Consider the following 17,669-nt stretch of genomic DNA (forward strand, 5'->3'; position numbering starts at 1 on the left):
TGTACGCCTTCTCCTGAGCGGCGTACGGGGAGGTTACTCCGGAGCTTCCTGTGGCGCGGATCCGTGCCGCTCAGATCACCTTCAGACGGACCAGCGCCCCCAGCGTCAGCGCCCCGGGCAGCAGCGGCACCCACACCGTGATGATCCGGTACGCCAGCACGACCGCCGTCGCCACGGCCACCGGGCCGCCCGCCGCCACCAGTGCGACGATCAGCGCCGCCTCCACCGAACCGATGCCGCCCGGCGTGGGCACCATCGCGACGGCCGCCGTCGCCGCCAGATACGCGAGAGCCATGTGCAGGGGCGGCACCGCCAGGTTCATCGCCTGACCGACCGCGGTCAGCCCGGCGGCCTGCAGCAGCGGGAAGGCGAGCGATCCGCCCCACAGGGCGAGCGCGCGCGCCGGACGGGTGTGCACGGAGCGGGCCTCGCCGAGCGCGGTGCGCAGGAACGACAACACGGCCCCGCGCAGCCGTCGTACGAGAAGAAGCGTGGCCACCGCGGCCAGGAGGACCACTCCCGCGGCGAGCAGCAAGGGGCCGATCGCGCCGGAGGGGAGGAGGGATCCGATGTGCAGGGCTCCCGGGAACGCGATGAGCAGGCCCACCAGGAGGGTCAGCCGGGCGATCGACTCCGCGAGCATGTAGAGCGCGAGCGCGGCGGAGGAGCGGGCGAGCGGGACGCCGCACACGGTCATGAAGCGCAGATTGACCGCGCCGGCGCCGAGGCCGGTCGGCAGCAGGTGGTTGGCCGCGCCCGCGGCGAACTGGGTGGCGAGCAGCCGACGCGCGGGCAGCCGCTGCATGACCGCGCCCTGTCGGGCGGAGGCCGCGGCGACCCAGGTCAGGCAGGTCGCGACGGCGGCCGCCAGCAGCCACGGCCACTCGGCCGAGCGCAGATGGCCGAAGCCCTCCATGAGGACGGACCGATGCCGCACCGCGACCACCAGGACGAGGGCGAGCGGGATCACGCACAGGACCGACCTGAGCGGGAAGCGTCGGGGTCCTTGGGAGAACCCCCGGGGAAGCTTCTGGGAAAGTCGAACCGCTGTCACATCGGGAGAGGTTCTCCACGCCGCGCCAACGGGGGGTTGCGGGCGCGCGTCCGGCGGCTGACGTGCCGGGCAAGGTGCGGGAGGGGTGGTCGCCGTCGTGGATGCCGTCATGGATTCCTTACTGTGTTCCGCACTGTGCTCTTGGCAGTGCTCTTCGACGCGTTCCTGGGCGTGTTCCTCGCTGTGTTCCCGCGCGCCTTCCTTCGTGCGCGTGGACTTCGTCCGGGAATCATTGACCTCAACGATGCTTGAGGTCCTACGGTCACTCCCATGAGCATGGAGAGCACAGCCTGGACCCAGCTGTACAGCGTCATGAACGCGCAGCAGGAGCGCCGTCCCTTCGCCCGCGCGACCCTGCGTCGCATCGCCGCCTTCGCCCGTCCGCATCGCCGCCGCATCGGCCAGTTCGTGGTCCTCAGCGTGCTGACCGCGCTGCTGGCCGTCGCGACGCCGGTGCTCGCGGGGCGCGTCGTGGACGCCATCGTGTCCGGCGGCGAGGAAAGCACCGTCATCCGTCTTGCCGTGCTCATCGCACTCATCGCGCTCGCCGAGGCGGCGCTCGGGCTCCTCGGCCGCTGGCTGTCGGCGACGCTCGGTGAGGGGCTCATCCTCGATCTGCGGACGGCTGTGTTCGATCATGTGCAGCGCATGCCGGTCGCGTTCTTCACACGTACTCGTACGGGCGCGCTGGTCAGTCGACTCAACAACGACGTGATCGGCGCCCAGCGCGCCTTCAGCAACACGCTGTCCGGAGTCGTCAGCAATCTCGTCACGCTGCTGCTCACCCTGGCCGTCATGCTCACCCTGTCCTGGCAGATCACCCTGCTCGCGCTGGTGCTGCTGCCGGTGTTCGTGGTGCCCGCGCGGCGGACGGGCAGCCGGATGGCACGCCTGCAACGGGAGGCGGCGAACCTGAACGCGTCGATGGGCACCCGGATGACCGAGCGGTTCTCCGCGCCCGGCGCCACGCTCATCAAGCTCTTCGGGCGGCCCGAGGACGAGTCCGCGGAGTTCGCGGCGCGGGCCCGGCGGGTGCGGGACATCGGGGTGCGTACGGCGATGGCGCAGTCGGCGTTCATCACGTCCCTGACGTTGGTCTCCGCCCTGGCACTGGCGCTCGTGTACGGCCTCGGCGGCTGGTTCGCGCTGCGCGGCAGCCTGGAGCCGGGCGCCGTCGTCTCACTGGCGCTGCTGCTGACCCGCCTGTACGCGCCGCTCACCTCGCTCGCCGGGGCGCGCGTCGAGGTCATGAGCGCCCTGGTGAGCTTCGAGCGCGTCTTCGAGGTGCTCGACCTCAAGCCGCTCATCGAGGAGAAGCCGGACGCCCGTACGGTCCCGGAAGGCCCGGCGGCCGTGGAGTTCCAGGACGTCCGCTTCGCCTACCCCTCCGCCGACAAGGTCTCCCTCGCCTCCCTCGAGGAGGTCGCCGCGCTCGACACCCGGGGCGGCGCCGAGGTCCTGCACGGCGTGTCCTTCCGCGCCGAGCCCGGCCAGACCGTCGCCCTCGTCGGTTCCTCCGGCGCCGGCAAGTCCACCATCGCCCAACTGCTGCCGCGCCTGTACGACACCGACGAGGGAACCGTCCGCATCGGCGGCGTCGACGTCCGCGACCTGAGCGCCGAGTCGATGCGCGAGACCCTCGGCATGGTCACCCAGGACGGTCACCTCTTCCACGACTCGGTACGCGCCAACCTGCTCCTGGCCCGCCCCTCCGCGACGGAGGACGACCTGTGGGACGTACTGCGCAGGTCCCGCCTCGAAGACCTCGTACGCTCCCTGCCCGACGGCCTCGACACCGTGGTCGGCGAGCGCGGCTACCGTCTCTCCGGCGGCGAGCGCCAGCGCATGACCATCGCCCGGCTGCTGCTCGCCCGCCAGCGTGTCGTCATCCTCGACGAGGCCACCGCCCATCTGGACAACACCTCGGAGGCGGCTGTCCAGGAGGCGCTCACCGAGGCGCTGGAAGGGCGCACGGCCGTGGTGATCGCGCACCGGCTGTCCACCGTGCGGACCGCCGACGTGATCCTCGTCGTGGAGGCCGGACGGATCGTGGAGCGGGGCACGCACGAGGAGTTGCTCACGGCGGAGGGCCGGTACGCCGAGCTGTACCGGACCCAGTTCAAGAGGGACCGGGAAGTCGGCAAGGTCTGGGAAGTCGGCACGGACCGGGACGGCGTGGCGGAGGTCGCTGTCGCGGCGGAGGCAACCCCGTAGGACCGTCGGCCGACGCCCCGCCCCGCCCCGCCCCGCCGGATCACCGGATCCGGGTGGGGCGGGGCGGCAGTGAGGTGTCGTCAGTCGGCCGTCGACGGGGTGAGGGGTACGGATTCTGGTACGGCGTGGGCGGGGCCGAGCCGGTCGCCCTCGATGTCGAGGTCGGGCAGGCGCCGCTCCAGCCACTTCGGCAGCCACCAGGCGGCGTGCCGGGTCAGTGCCAGGACGGCCGGGACGAAGGTCATCCGGATGACGAACGCGTCGAGCAGGACACCGGCGGCGAGTGCGAAGGCGATCTGTTTGAGCATCGTGCTGTCGGAGGTGAGGAAGGCGGCGAAGACCGAGGTCATGATGAGGGCCGCGGCCGTCACGACCCGCCCGCTGTGCCGCGCGCCGCTGTGCACGGCGCCCAGCGGAGTCCCGGTGCGGAGGTAGGCCTCCCGCATCCTCGAGACGAGGAAGACCTCGTAGTCCATCGCGAGGCCGAACAGCACGGCCAGCAGGATGATCGGCAGGAAGCTGCTGACCGGTCCGGTGGTGTCCACACCGATCAGGCTGCCGAGGTGGCCCAGCTGGAAGACGCCGATCACCGCGCCGAGGGTCGCGGCGATCGAGAGGAGAAAGCCCGCTGCGGCCTTGAGGGGCACCACCAGCGAGCGGAAGACCAGGAGCAGCAGGAGCAGCGAAAGCCCGATCACGACGGCGGCGAAGGGGATCAGCGCCGAATTGAGCTTCGCGGCGACGTCGACGCTCACGGCGGTGCTGCCGGTGACCTGGACGGTGGCGCCGGTGTCCCGCAGGATCGCGGCCCGGTCGTCGCGGATGGAGTTGACCAGCGTCTTGGTCGCCGGGTCGCTGGGCGCGCTGTCCGGTATCACCTGGATGAGCGCGGTGTGGGTGGCCGGGTTGGCCACGGGTTTGCCGACGGTGGCCACGTCGGGCAGCGCGCCGATGGTGGCGGCGACCCGCTGGGCGGCTGTGGTGGGGTCGGAGCTGTGGCTGGTGTCGGCCAGCACGAGGAGCGGGCCGTTGAAACCGGGCCCGAGCTTCTCGCCGACCCTGTCGAAGGCGATGCGCTGAGAGGAGGAGCTCGGCGCGGTGCCGTTGTCGGGCAGGGCGAGGCGCATGTCGTGGGCGGGCCAGGCCAGCGCGCCGAGGGAGGCCACCACCGCGACCAGGGTCAGCAGGGGGCGGCGGGTGACCAGCCGGAACCAGCGCTCGGCGGCGTTGGCGGCCGTCCCCGCGACGTGCTCGCCGGTACGGCTCATGACGTTCTCGCTGGTACGGCTCGCGACGTTTTCGCCGGTACGACTCGCGACGATCTCCCCGGTACCGCCGGCGACGTTGTCGCTGGTACCGCTCAGGACGTTCTCCCCGGTAGCGCTCGCGAAGCTGGCGCCGGTGGCGCCGGCGGCGTCCTCGCCCGCACCGCCGACGGCCTGCTCGCGGCGCATCGCGCGGGAGCCCGGCCCGGGCGTCAGGCGGGTGCCGGCGAAGCCGAGGACCGCGGGCAGCAGGGTGGTCGCGACCAGTACGGCGATCAGCACCGCACCGGCGGCGGCCAGTCCCATGGCCGTCAGATAGGGGATGCCGACCACGGTGAGGCCGGTCATCGCGATGACCACGGTCAGTCCGGCGAACACCACGGCGCTGCCCGCCGTGCCCACCGCCAGCGCGGCCGACTCCTCCGGCTCCATGCCGTGGGCGAGGTGGAACCGGTGACAGCTGACGATGAACAGGGCGTAGTCGATGCCGACCGCGAGCCCGATCATCAGGGCCAGGCTCTGCGCGGTCGAGGAGATCGAGACGGTCCCGGTGAGCGACAGCGCACCGAAGATGGCCGTGGCGACACCGAAGAGCGCCGTGACGACGGGGATTCCGGCGGTCGGCAGGGAGCCGAAAGTCAGAGTGAGGATGACCAGGGCGACGCCGACACCGATGATGTCGCTTCGGTGGGACTGCGACGGGGCGTTGCCGAACGCGGAGCCGCCGACGTCGACCCGCATGCCCTGCTGGTTCGCTCCGGCCACGGCGGACTTGAGTTCGTCCAGCGCGTTCGGCTCCAACGCGCTCTGCGGGACCTCGTAGCGCACCTGCGCGACGGCGGTGGTGCCGTCGGCGGAGATGGTGTGAGCGTCGAACGGGCTCACCACCTTGGCGACTTGGGGCGCGGACCCGGCCGCGTCCAGGGCGGCCCGGATACGGGCGCTGTCGGCCGGGTCGGTCACCTTCTGGCCGTCCGTCGCGGTGAACACGATCTGCGCGCTCGTGCCGGAGAAGGTGGGGAAGTCGGTCTTCATCCGGTCCAGGGCCCGCTGGGACTCGGAGCCGGGGATCGAGAAGGTGTTGTCGAGCTTGCCGGTGCCGCCGAAGGCCGTCATGCAGACCACGGCGGCCGCGACCAGCGCCGACCACAGGGCCAGCATGCGTCGTCGGCGGCGGAAGGCGAGGCGCCCGAGGCGGTGAAGGAAGGCGGGCATGGCGCTCCATGGTGAGAAAGCGGTCCCAAAAACTGGCAGTCCTGCCACAATAACAAAGTGGCAGGACTGCCAAGTTTTCGCGGGACTGGGATACTCGGGGTGTGGAGAGCGCGACAGAACCGGGACGCAGGGAACAGAACAAGCGGCGCACGCATGAGGCGCTGATCCACGCGGCGGCGGGGCTGTTCCAGGAAAACGGCTACGAGGCGACGACCGTGCGGGACATCGCCGCCGCCGCGGGCGTCGGGGAGCGGACCTTCTTCCGCTACTTCCCCTCCAAGGAGAGCCTGATCCTGCAGCACGTCCGGGACTTCATCCCGCTGCTGGAGGAGGCGATCCGGGCCCGCCCGCAGGGTGAAACTCCCCTTGCGGCCCTGCGCAACGCCGTCCTGGAGCTCGCCGGTCGCGACGACTGGGCCGCCGGGATCCTCCTCGCCGGACCGCAGCCCCTGTCGACCGCTCCGTCAGGGCGCGGCGAACGCTTCCTCCTGTTCGACCTGGAGGAAGCCGTCGCATCGGCGTTCCTGGACCGCATGACGGTGGACGGTGCCGACCCGGCCGCGCCGGAAAGCGTGCTGCGGGCGTCCGTCCTGGCCCGCGCGGGAGTGGGCGTGCTGCGTGCCCTGCGACTCACCTACGCCCGCCTGCCGGAGGCGACGCGTGACGAGATCGGCGTCCTCGACTTCGCCCAGGCGGCCTTCGCGACGCTGACGGATGCGGAGGGGCACACCTCGTAGGGCGCGCAAGCCATCGACGAGCGAAGAGTCGGAGTGAGCGGTCACGCGGCCTGGCTGAAGTGCGCGACGATCGTGTGGTTGGCGTTCACGTCTCCGTGTTGGAGTACTGGTTGAAGACCTTGCCGGGCTGGGTGCAGGCCGAGCTGTAGGCCATCAGCGTGTGATGACGCTGGTCGGCGGTGACCCAGCCGTAGTTGCTGGTCCCCGGGGCGGGCGTGCCCCCGTTCGCGATCAGCGTCTTGCGGTCGTGCTGGAGGCCGAGGTTGTGGTCGATCTCGTGTGCGAGGTTGTCCCAGTCCTGCACCGACAGAACGCTGGTGACGGAGAAGGCGGGATTCCTGCTGAACCGGGACGGGGGCGGCAGGGGAGATCGGCCTGGCCGGAGCTGAACCGGCCGGGGATGGAGGCGAGGAGCGCCACCAGGTCGGCGCCGAACTGCTCCCGCTTCGCGTGAGCCGTGGCGCCGAGCGACACGTCGAGACGGTCGGCGAGCTTCTACCTCATGATGCCGGCGTCCTCGTTGGGCACGCCGGACGGCAGCGTCTGGTAGGAGTGGACGACGTGCGCGCCGGCCGGCACATGGCTGGCGGGCGAGGGCCTTGTCGATCTGGCCCTCGCCGTAGCGGATGCGGTCCTGCACCTCCTTGACCCCGCTGCCGGAGCGTGTCGGCACGGTCGTCGCGACGGTGTCGTCCCCGTGCCCGCTGGGGGGCTTCAGGGTGTCGATCTCCTCCAGGCAGTACCCGCCCGGGCGCTTGGGCAGCGGTTTGAACACCTAGTCCTTGAAGCCGCTCTCGATGACGCCGTCGAGGAGGACCGGCCCGCCCGTGCACGCTCCGCTGATGGCCAGGGAGACCTCGGGTTTCTTCGGTCGTGGCCGTCCCAGTACAGGGGCCGTCCTTCTGCGTGCGGCACAGCGCGGCGAACTTCTTGGCATCGGCGCAGCAAATGGTCAGCATCAGGCCGGACGGTGTCCGGCCTGCTGACCCGTACCCGTACCCGTACCCGTACCCGTACCCGTGGCAGGGGCCTGCTGTGCCGCCCGGCGCGCTGCTCGGAAGGCTTGATACGTGGCTCGACAGCTCGCCTGTGGGACGGGGTCCTTCTTCAAGGAACGCGGTTGTTCCAGGCCGACCCGCTGCTCGCACCCGTGCACGATTCGATTCCGGGATGCTCTCGGCAAGCAGCGTGAAGAGGCTGGCTACGGCACGCAGGACGACGCGATGGAGCGCCTGACGCAGATCTACGGGGAGAAAATGAAGACGCCGCGCGGCGCTGGCAGCGCACGATGGCGGAGTACTCCACGGGCGAGCACGTCGACAGCTCCATCAACGTGCACATCATCCCCCGCCTCGGATCGCGAAAGCTGAACTCGGTTGGTTGCGCCCGAGCTGCACGAGCCATTCCGCGGTCGGGTGTGCGGTGGCGCCGAGGATCCGGATACGCCTAGTTGAATGCTTGATGACCGCGAAGGCGTACAGGTGAGTCCCGGTCGGGGTGCGGGTCTCGAAGAGCTCGCATGCGGCGGGCTCGCCGTGGATGCGGCGATCTCCCCACGCGCTGTCCTCGCTGGTCAGGCGCCGGACCAGGGCGCGGATCGAGCACGCCCACCCCGCGAGCACCGGCCGTTCGCGACCGTCAGCAGGTGCAGACCTTGGATGGGAATCTCTGCACCGGCAAGGCGCCGAGGGTCATGTCGCGCTCCATCCGATATTTGCGGAGTTCAGTAAGAAACTTGCAACGGCTTGCATGGCTCATTCTTTACATCGTCGGAATCTAGCGGGGTGGAAGGGGGCTCTGTACGGTCGGGGCGCCGGTTTTCCGCACTCCTTGAAGGAGCATCAGATGCTGACGATCCCCAGACCCCGGCGACTGGCGGTGGCCGCCGTCGCCGCCGTCGGCGCGATGTGTGTGTCCGTCTTACCGGCCGCCGCCACACAGGGGGCGCCGCCGTCCAAGGCGCTCCGGGCCGGCCCGAAGGCCCACGCTCCCCGGCAGGCGCAGGCGCAGGCGCAGGCGCAGGCGCAGGCGCAGGCGCAGGCGACAGCGAGCGCGGCGGTGGGTGCGACGACGCCGTTCTCGGTCTACGAGGCCGAGGCGGGAACGCCGGGCGGGGGTGCGGCCGTCCGGTCGCTGACCTCGGCGCCGACGACGCAGTACTCAAGCGCCGCCTTGGAGGCGTCGGGCCATTCCTATGTCCACCTGGGCGGCACGGGCCAGTCGGTGCAGTGGACGAACACCACCGGGCAGGCAATCTCCTTCCTCAACGTCCGCGCCGGCATCCCGGATTCGGCATCCGACGGTGGTGTCACCGGAACGCTGAACCTGTACGTCAACGGTGTGTTCCGGCAGGCGCTGAACCTCAACTCGCGGCAGAGCTGGGTGTACGAGGGCAATGGCAACTACAACACGAGCGACAACCAGAACCCGGCCGACGGCGACCCGAGGGTCTTCTGGGACGAGTCGCACACCTTCGTCACCGGGTCCCCGATCCCGGCGGGCGCCACGTTCTCGCTGCGGAAGGACTCCGACAACAGCGCGTCCTTCTACGACGTGGACTCCGTCGACGTGGAGAACCCGCCCGCGCCGCTGACACAGCCGACGAACTCGATCTCGATCACGAGTTGCGGTGCGGTGGCGGACAACAATCCGACCAACGGCGCGGCCGACAGCCAGTCGGTGGACAGCCGCGCCGCCATCCAGAACTGCATCGACCAGGCCCAGCAGCAGGGAAAGACCCTATGGATCCCCCAGGGCACCTTCTACGTGAAGGGCACCGCGGGACTGAACGCACAGGGGATCACCATCGCGGGCGCGGGCCTGTGGTACAGCACGGTCTACCGTGACGTCCCGGTCCCCAACAGCACGCCGCTGGCGGCCCTGTTCGACCTGACCTCCTGCACCGTGCGGAACTTCCACATCGACGCCAACGCCGTCAGCCGGAGCACCATCGGCGGGGACGGTGGCGCGATGGACACCACCGGCACCAACTGGCTGGCCGACGGCATCTGGACCCAGCACACCATGTCGGGCTTCTGGGCCTCCGGCACCGGCGGGAAGGTGCAGAACAGCCGGCTGACGTCGATCTGGGCGGACGGGATCAACGTCAACAACGTGTCGTTGGGCGCCGACACCGGGAACAACCTGACGGTCACGAACAACTTCGTCCGCGGCACCGGGGACGACGCGATCGCCATCAACTCGGTGAACTACAACACCAACAGCGACGGTTCCAAGACCTACTACAACCCGATGAGCAATGTCACCGTCAGCGACAACACCTCGATCGCACCATGGGGCGGCAAGGGTGTCGGGATCTACGGGGGCAGCGGCCACCAGGTCAAGGACAACTACATCAGCGACACAGCCCGCTACATCGGTCTGGGAGCCGGGCGCTTCGGTGTCAACGGCAGCGACCTGCTGTCCGCGACCGTGACGGGCAACACCGTGGTCCGCTCCGGCGGCAACGCCTACAGTCAGGGCCAGCCCGCCCTGCACATCGGCAACGGCGGCGACGGGCAGAACACCGGGACCGTCGACAAGGTCACGGTGACCGGCAACACCGTCACCGACTCCCTCTACGACGGGATCGGCTTCTCCACCTCGACCAACACCCTGCTGCAGGACAACACGGTCAGCGACCCCGGCCGCAACGGCATCGCGATCTCGCCGCCGTTCTACCCCGCGCCCACCGGTTCCGCGACGATCACCGGCAACACGGTCACCGGGCTCGGCTCCGGCGCCTCGGCCTTCGTCAACAACTCCAGCGGGTTCGTCGCGACGGTGAGCGACAACCACTGGCCGCCGGCCGATCCCGAGGGCCCCTACGGCGGCACCCCTGCCGCCGTGCCCGGCACGGTGCAGACGGAGGACTACGACACCGGCGGCCAGGGGGTGGCCTACAACGTCACCTCCGTCAACGGCAACGCCAACTCCTACCGCGCCGACGGCGTGGACCTGGACAACACCTCGGACACCGGCGGCGGTTACAACCTGGGCTGGACCAGCGGCGGACAGTGGTTCCGCTACACCGTGGACGTCGCCACGGCCGGTACCTACACCCTCAACCTCCGCGTCGCGGCCCCGGTCGCGGTGACAGGCGCGCTGCACCTTTCGGACGCCTCCGGCACGAACCTCACCGGAGCCGTCGACCTGCCCGCCACCGGCGACTGGCAGACCTGGGCCACCGTGACCACCCACGTGACCCTGCCCGCCGGCCGACAGATTCTGACTCTCGACCAGGACAGCGGCGGCTGGAACATCAACCACCTCGGCTTCGCCGCGGGGAGCGGCTCACCGTCGGCCACCCTGACCACGTCTCCCGGATCACTGACCTTCGCCGGCCAGGCCGTGAACACGACCAGCGCCGCGCAGACCGTCACCGTCACCAACTCCGGCACCGCCACCGCCTCGATCACCGGGATCACCGTCGGCGGTGACTTCACCCAGACCGACACCTGCGGCATCGCCCTGGCCGCCGGCGCGAACTGTACGGTCTCCGTCACCTTCAATCCCACCGCCGCCGGCTCCCGCACCGGCACTCTCACCCTGACCGGCAACCAGTCCAACAACCCCACCACGGTGGCTCTTTCGGGCACCGGCACCGACCCTACCGGGACCAATCTCGCCGCCGGCAAGCCCACCAGCGAGTCCAGCCACACCGACGTGTACCCGTCGTCGAACGTGACGGACGGCAACCAGGGCTCCTACTGGGAAAGCGCCAACAACACGTTTCCACAGTGGGTCCAGGTCGACCTGGGCTCGGCCCGGAGCGCCTCCCGCGTGGTCCTGCAACTGCCCCCCACCTGGGGCGCCCGCACCCAGACCCTGACCCTCGGCGGCAGCACCGACGGCACCACCTTCACCACCCTGAAGTCCTCGGCCGCCTACACCTTCGACCCGAACACCAAGAACACCGTCACGCTCACCTTCCCCGCCGCCACCCAGCGCTACTACCGCGTCACCATCACCGCCAACAGCGGCTGGCCCGCGGGCCAGGTGTCCGAGTTCCAGATCTGGGCCTCCTGACCCCACCCTCCCCACAGTGCCGCCGGACACTCCGTCTGGCGGCACCGTCATGTGCGCGGCCCGTGCGGCCTGCGCGGCCCGGTGCTGGGCGCATCCTCAAGACGATGCATTAGATCTTGCAGGCTGAATTTTTATTGTTGCAATGTTCTGTCTGCTTCTTGCGTGTCCATGTCGACGATATTACGGTCCCCCACGCGTCGTTACCGCCCCATGCCTTCCCCCCACTCCCTTTGAGCCCGTCCCTCCCTCTCTGGTGGCGTCAGCGGCATAGTTCCGGCATTTCGTGATGAAAGGAGTGGCACGTGTTCCATTCCATCCGAGATCTGAGACGCGCCCTCGTCTGGGCGGTCAGCACCGCGATGCTGGCCGCCGTCGGCGTCGTCGCGCTGGCCGTCCAACCCGCCTGGGCAGCGTCCACCGCCACCGGCGGCAGCGGCGCGAGCCTGCCGTACGTCGAGGTGCAGGCGGAGAGCTCCGCCACCAACGGCACACCCATCGGCCCGAGTTACACCCAGGGCCAGTTGGCCGACGAGGCGTCGTACCGCAAGGCGACGACGCTCCAGGGCACCGGCAAGTACGTCACGTTCACCACGCCGGTGGCCACCAACTCGATCAACTTCCGCTACAGCATCCCCGACACCTCGAACGGCTCGGTCTACACCGCCGCACTGTCCCTGTACGTCGACGGCGTCAAGCAGCCCGACTTCACCCTGACCAACGCCTACAGCTGGTACTACGGCAGCTACCCCTTCACCAACTCGCCGGGCAGCAACCCGCACCACTTCTACGACGAGGCCCACCGCCTGTTCTCCACCACCTATCCGGCGGGAACGACCTTCAAGCTGCAGGTCGATTCGGGGGACACCGCCTCCTCGTACACGATCGACTTCGCCGACTTCGAGCAGGTCGGCGCCGCCCTGAGCGCGCCCTCGGGGTCGGTGTCGGTGACCAGCAAGGGCGCCGACTCCACCGGTGTGAGCGACGCGACCAGCGCGTTCAACGCCGCGATCAGCGCGGCCGGCCCCGGCGGCACCGTGTGGATCCCGCCGGGCACCTACAACATCCCCGGCCACATCAGCGTCAACAACGTCACGATCGCCGGCGCCGGCATGTGGTACTCGACCGTCACCGGCACGGCCCCCGGCTTCTACGGCAACTCCGCACCCTCGGCCAGCACCAACGTGCGCCTGCAGAACTTCGCGATCTTCGGCAATGTGCAGGAACGCGATGACAGCGCCCAGGTCAACGGCATCGGCGGCGCGATGAGCGACTCGACCGTCTCCAACCTGTGGATCGACCACATGAAGGTCGGCGCCTGGATGGACGGGCCGATGGACGGGCTGACGTTCACCGGCATGCGCATCCGCGACACCACCGCGGACGGCATCAACTTCCACGGCGCCGTCACCAACTCGAAGGTGACCAACAGCGACATCCGCAACACCGGCGACGACGGCATCGCCACCTGGGCGGACTCCGGCATCGGTGCCGACGCCAACGACACGATCTCCAACAACACCGTGTCACTGCAGATCCTCGCCAACGCCATCGCGATCTACGGCGGCCACGACAACACCGTCAGCGGCAACCGCGTGGTGGACACCGGCCTCGCCCAGGGCGGCGGCATCCACGTGGGGCAACGCTTCACGTCGACGCCGGTCGGCACCACCACGATCTCCGACAACACCATGATCCGGGCCGGCAGCCTCGACCCGAACTGGCAGTTCGGGGTCGGCGCCCTGTGGTTCGACGGCAGCCAGGGCGCGATCACCGGCCCCATCAACGTGACCAACGCGCTGATCCAGCAGAGTCCGTACGAGGCCGTCCAGTGGGTCGAGGGCACCATCAGCGGGGTCAACCTCACCAACGTCACCATCGCCGGCACCGGAACCTTCGCCCTGCAGGAACAGACCGGCGGCGCCGCCAAGTTCACCAACGTCACGGCGACCGGCGTCGGTTACTCGTCCCCGGTGTACAACTGCTCGGGCGGCAACTTCGTCGTCACCGACGGCGGCGGCAACTCCGGCATCAGCGGCACGCCGTACTGCGGCGGCTGGCCGGCTCCGGTCTACCCGCCCTACCCGTCCGAAGGCGTGACGGCCACCCCGGGCGCGCTGAACTTCGGTTCGGTCCCGACCGGTTCGACGAGCGACGCACAGACCGTGACGGTCTCCAACCCGACCAACACCGCCGCGTTCGTCTCGTCGATCTCCACCAGCGGCGACTACTCCCAGACCAACACCTGCGGCTCGTCGATCGCGGCGAACGGCTCGTGCACCGTCAGTGTGAAGTTCGCGCCGACGGCGACCGGCAGTCGTAGCGGATCTCTGACCGTCAACGCGGGCGGGATCACCAACACGGTGAGCCTCTCCGGTACCGGCACCGCGCCGGGCCCGGTGCTGAACACCGACCCGGCGAGCCTGTCCTTCGCCGCCACGGTGGTCGGCTCGTCGGCCACCGCGCAAGCGGTGAAGGTGACGAACTCGGGCACCGCATCGGCGACCGTCTCGGCCGTCGCGGCGACCGGTGACTTCAGCCAGACCAACAACTGCTCCACCCTCGCGGTCGGCGCGTCCTGCACGGTGAACGTCGGGTTCAGGCCCACCACGGGCGGATCCCGTGCCGGCAACCTGACCGTCACCAGCAACGCCAACAACAGCCCGACCGTCGTCTCCCTGGCCGGCAGCGGCATCGACAGCACCACCAATGTCGCCGCCGGGCGGCCGGCGACGGCGAGTTCGAGCAACAGCCCGTACGTCGCCTCGAACCTCACCGACCCGGACGCGTCGACGTACTGGGAGGGCACGAACGGTTCGTTCCCGCAATGGGCCCAGGTCGACCTCGGCCAGAACTACAGCGTCGGCAAGGTCGTGCTCAAGCTCCCGCCGGCGACGGCGTGGTCGGCTCGCACGCAGACCCTGTCGGTGCAGGGATCCACGGACGGTTCGAGCTTCTCCACGATCAAGGCATCGGCCGGGTACACCTTCGACCCGAACGCCAACAGCAACACGGTGACCATCACGTTCACCGCCGCCACGGCGAGATACGTGCGGGTGAACATCACCGCCAACACAGGCTGGAACGCAGCCCAGTTGTCGGACTTCGAGGTGTTCCCCAGCGACGGCGGCTCCTCGAACGCGACCTTGTCGACCAGCCCGACGTCGCTGTCGTATCCCACCCAGGCGCTCAACACCGCCAGCAGTGCGCAGGCCGTCACGGTGACCAACACCGGTACCGCGGCCGCGACCGTCTCCGGCATCACCGTCACGGGCGACTTCTCGCAGACCAACAACTGCGGAACGTCGATCGCGGCGAACGCCTCCTGCACGGTGAACGTCACCTTCAGGCCCACCGCGTCCGGCACCCGCACCGGTGATCTCAGCATCGCCAGCAACGCGTCGAACGGCACGACCACGGTCGCGCTGACCGGCACCGGCGCCGGCACGGTGAGCAGGAACCTGGCAGCCGGCGCGGCCACCACCGAGTCCAGCCACACCGACGTATACGCGTCGTCGAACGTGACGGACGGCAACCAGGGCTCCTACTGGGAGAGCGCCAACAACGCCTTTCCCCAGTGGGTCCAGGTCGACCTCGGCTCCGCGCAGAGTGCCGGCCGCGTCGTCCTCCAGCTCCCCGCGGCCTGGGGCGCCCGCAACCAGACGCTGTCCCTGTCGGGCAGCATCGACGGCTCCGCCTTCACCACCGTCAAGTCGTCGGCCACGTACACCTTCGACCCCACCACCAACAACACGGTCACCATCACGTTCACCGCGACCACCCAGCGATACGTCCGGGTGAACATCACGGCGAACAACGGCTGGCCGGCCGGTCAGCTCTCGGAGTTCCAGGTCTGGAACACCTGACCTGACTTGACCTGACCTGACCTGACTTGATGGTGCCGCCGAGCGCAGGCGCGCTCGGTGGCACCGACCACCGAAAGGAGTCCAGATGGGTGTCACACGCAGAGTCTTCTTACGAGCCGCGATCACGGCCACCGCGGTGGGAACGGTGGGAGCCGCCGAGACCGTACTCGCCCCAACCGCGTCGGCGGCCAGCCCGCCGGGCGACGTGGTCGGCAAGATCAGCGTCGGCTACCAGGGCTGGTTCGCCTGCGTCGGTGACGGCGCGCCCATCAACGGCTGGTGGCACTGGACCCAGAACTGGGGTCAGCCGCCGTCCCCGTCCAACACCGGCATCAAATGCTGGCCCGATATGCGCGACTACACCAGGACGTACCAGACGTCGTACGCCGCCCTCGGCAACGGCCAACCAGCCACGCTGTTCTCCTCGTACGACCAGCAGACGGTGGACACCCACTTCCTGTGGATGCAGCAGAACAACATCGACACCGCGGCACTCCAGCGCTTCAACCCCACCGGCGGAGAGGGCCCCACCCGCGACGCCATGGCGACCAAGGTGCGCAGCGCCGCCGAGTCGTACGGGCGGAAGTTCTACATCATGTACGACGTGACGGACTGGACGAACATGCAGTCCGAGATCAAGACGGACTGGACGGCCAAGATGTCCGCGCACACCGCGTCCTCGGCCTACGCGAAGCAGAACGGCAAGCCGGTCGTCTGCATCTGGGGCTTCGGCTTCAACGACAACGACCACCCCTTCACCGCCGACGCCTGCCTCGATGTCATCAACTGGTTCAAGGGCCAGGGCTGTTACGTCATCGGCGGCGTCCCGCGCGAATGGCGGACGGACACCGGGGGCTCACGGAGCGGCTATCTGGGCGTCTACCACGCCTTCAACATGATCTCGCCGTGGATGGTCGGCGCCATCGGCAATGTGTCCGAGGCCGACAACGCTTACAACACCTACACCGTCGGCGACCAGGCCGACTGCAACGCCAACGGCATCGACTACCAGCCCTGCGTCCTGCCCGGCGACGTCTCCGGCCGGCAGCGCGCGCACGGCGACTTCATGTGGCGGCAGTTCTACAACATGGTGCGGGCCGGGGTGCAGGGCATCTACATCTCGATGTTCGACGAGTACAACGAGGGCAACCAGATCGCCAAGACCGCCGAGACACAGGCATGGGTGCCCACCAACTCCGGATTCCTCGCCCTCGACGAAGACGGCACCGCCTGCTCCTCCGACTACTACCTGCGCCTGACCGGCGACGGCGGTCGCATGCACAAGGGCCAGATTGCGCTGACCGCCACTCGCCCCACCCAGCCGGTCGTTCCCACCGGCGGTGACACCACACCGCCCGCCGCGCCGGGTGCCCTGACCGCCACCGGGCACACCAGCGACTCCGTCTCGCTGGCCTGGAACACGTCGACCGACAACGTCGGCGTGACCGGCTATCGCGTCCTACGGGTGTCCGGCTCGACCAGCACACAGGTGGGCACCACCAGCTCAACTTCCTTCACTGTCACCGGACTCGGCGCGTCCACCGCGTACACCTTCGACGTCGTCGCGTTCGACGCGGCGGGAAACGTGTCGCAGCCCTCCAACCAGGTCACCGTCACCACCGACCCCCCGTCCAGCACCACCAACCTCGCCCTCCACCGCCCCACTTCGGAGAGCAGCCACACTCAGACATATGTCTCGGGCAACGCGACCGACGGCGACACCAACACCTACTGGGAGTCCGCCAACAACGCCTTCCCGCAGTGGGTTCAGGTCGATCTGGGCGTCACGACCGGCGTCAAACGGATCGTCCTCCACCTTCCCCCGGCGACCGCCTGGGCCACCCGTACCCAGACCATCTCCGTCCAGGGCAGCACGGACGGCGGCACCTTCGCCCAGCTTCTCGCCTCGGCGGGCTACACCTTCGACCCGGCGACGGGCAACACCGCGACCCTCACGCTCCCCTCCACCGTGACCACCCGCTACGTACGCCTCACCTTCACCGCCAACAACGGCTGGCCGGCCGGGCAGGTCTCGGAGTTCCAGGTCTTCGGCGTCTGATGAACAGAGGGCCTCGACCTTGGGGTCACGTGTCGGTTCGGCGGCCGGGGAGTAGCGAGGCGCGACGCAGACGGCTGCGCGCGTCGTGACGGCGCCGGCACTACTACTGGTGGCGATGCCAGTAGGACGGCTTTGGGCCGATTACAGTCCGCGGTTGCCCTTGATCAGCATGTCGTTGACGGCGTGGGTCGTCGCTCCGCGCCCGTTTCGGTTCTGGGTCCGCGATCGTGGGCA

8 protein-coding genes and 1 pseudogene are annotated in these 17,669 nt (G+C 69.3%); 5 read left to right on the forward strand and 4 right to left on the reverse strand.

The window, feature by feature from the left end; translation table 11 throughout:
* Positions 1-70: 70 nt before the first annotated feature.
* The gene (locus KVT44_RS17020) at positions 71-970 is read right to left on the reverse strand and encodes a lysylphosphatidylglycerol synthase transmembrane domain-containing protein (RefSeq protein ID WP_054232633.1); all 900 of its coding nucleotides are present in this window, start codon (positions 968-970) and stop codon (positions 71-73) included.
* A gap of 360 nt (positions 971-1,330) precedes the next feature.
* Here KVT44_RS17020 and KVT44_RS17025 point away from each other — a divergent pair, with 360 nt between their 5' ends.
* Entirely contained in the window at positions 1,331-3,268 is a 1,938-nt protein-coding gene (locus KVT44_RS17025) for an ABC transporter ATP-binding protein (protein ID WP_217567753.1), read from the forward strand.
* Positions 3,269-3,348: 80 nt separating this feature from the next.
* Here KVT44_RS17025 and KVT44_RS17030 read toward each other — a convergent pair whose 3' ends face one another.
* On the reverse strand, positions 3,349-5,748 hold the full coding sequence (locus KVT44_RS17030; RefSeq protein WP_217567659.1) for an MMPL family transporter: 2,400 nt from the start codon (positions 5,746-5,748) through the stop codon (positions 3,349-3,351).
* Positions 5,749-5,849: 101 nt separating this feature from the next.
* Here KVT44_RS17030 and KVT44_RS17035 point away from each other — a divergent pair, with 101 nt between their 5' ends.
* Positions 5,850-6,485, forward strand: coding sequence for a TetR/AcrR family transcriptional regulator (locus KVT44_RS17035; RefSeq protein WP_217567660.1), 636 nt, complete (start codon positions 5,850-5,852; stop codon positions 6,483-6,485).
* A gap of 85 nt (positions 6,486-6,570) precedes the next feature.
* Here the strand turns inward: KVT44_RS17035 and KVT44_RS17040 are convergent, their stop codons facing one another.
* Both KVT44_RS17040 and KVT44_RS58095 read right to left on the reverse strand, forming a co-directional pair.
* Complete coding sequence (locus KVT44_RS17040) at positions 6,571-6,789, reverse strand: M12 family metallo-peptidase (RefSeq protein WP_217567661.1); 219 nt, start codon at positions 6,787-6,789, stop codon at positions 6,571-6,573.
* Positions 6,790-7,864: 1,075 nt separating this feature from the next.
* Positions 7,865-8,086 (reverse strand): annotated as a pseudogene (locus KVT44_RS58095) (integrase); the annotation flags it as partial.
* A 244-nt stretch (positions 8,087-8,330) separates the two neighbouring features.
* On the opposite strand from KVT44_RS58095, the gene KVT44_RS17045 reads away from it, so the two are divergent.
* From KVT44_RS17045 to KVT44_RS17055, 3 genes are all read left to right on the forward strand, one after another.
* A complete protein-coding gene (locus KVT44_RS17045) occupies positions 8,331-11,513 on the forward strand; it encodes a carbohydrate-binding protein (RefSeq protein WP_217567662.1) in 3,183 nt (1,060 codons plus the stop codon).
* 302 nt (positions 11,514-11,815) lie between these two features.
* On the forward strand, positions 11,816-15,376 hold the full coding sequence (locus tag KVT44_RS17050) for a choice-of-anchor D domain-containing protein (RefSeq protein ID WP_217567663.1): 3,561 nt from the start codon (positions 11,816-11,818) through the stop codon (positions 15,374-15,376).
* Positions 15,377-15,461: 85 nt separating this feature from the next.
* Positions 15,462-17,435, forward strand: a complete 1,974-nt coding sequence (locus tag KVT44_RS17055; protein WP_217567664.1) for a discoidin domain-containing protein — start codon at positions 15,462-15,464, stop codon at positions 17,433-17,435.
* The last annotated feature ends 234 nt before the right edge of the window (positions 17,436-17,669 follow it).

The sequence above is a fragment of the Streptomyces sp. GbtcB7 genome (assembly GCF_019091445.1).
Classification (GTDB): domain Bacteria; phylum Actinomycetota; class Actinomycetes; order Streptomycetales; family Streptomycetaceae; genus Streptomyces; species Streptomyces mirabilis.

What these genes read in the sequence shown, in the direction of transcription:
- KVT44_RS17025 (WP_217567753.1), top strand. Translation starts at nt 1,331, where the DNA reads ATGGAGAGCACAGCCTGGACCCAGCTGTACAGCGTCATGAACGCGCAG.
- KVT44_RS17030 (WP_217567659.1), bottom strand. Translation starts at nt 5,748, where the DNA reads ATGCCCGCCTTCCTTCACCGCCTCGGGCGCCTCGCCTTCCGCCGCCGA.
- KVT44_RS17045 (WP_217567662.1), top strand. Translation starts at nt 8,331, where the DNA reads ATGCTGACGATCCCCAGACCCCGGCGACTGGCGGTGGCCGCCGTCGCC.
- KVT44_RS17055 (WP_217567664.1), top strand. Translation starts at nt 15,462, where the DNA reads ATGGGTGTCACACGCAGAGTCTTCTTACGAGCCGCGATCACGGCCACC.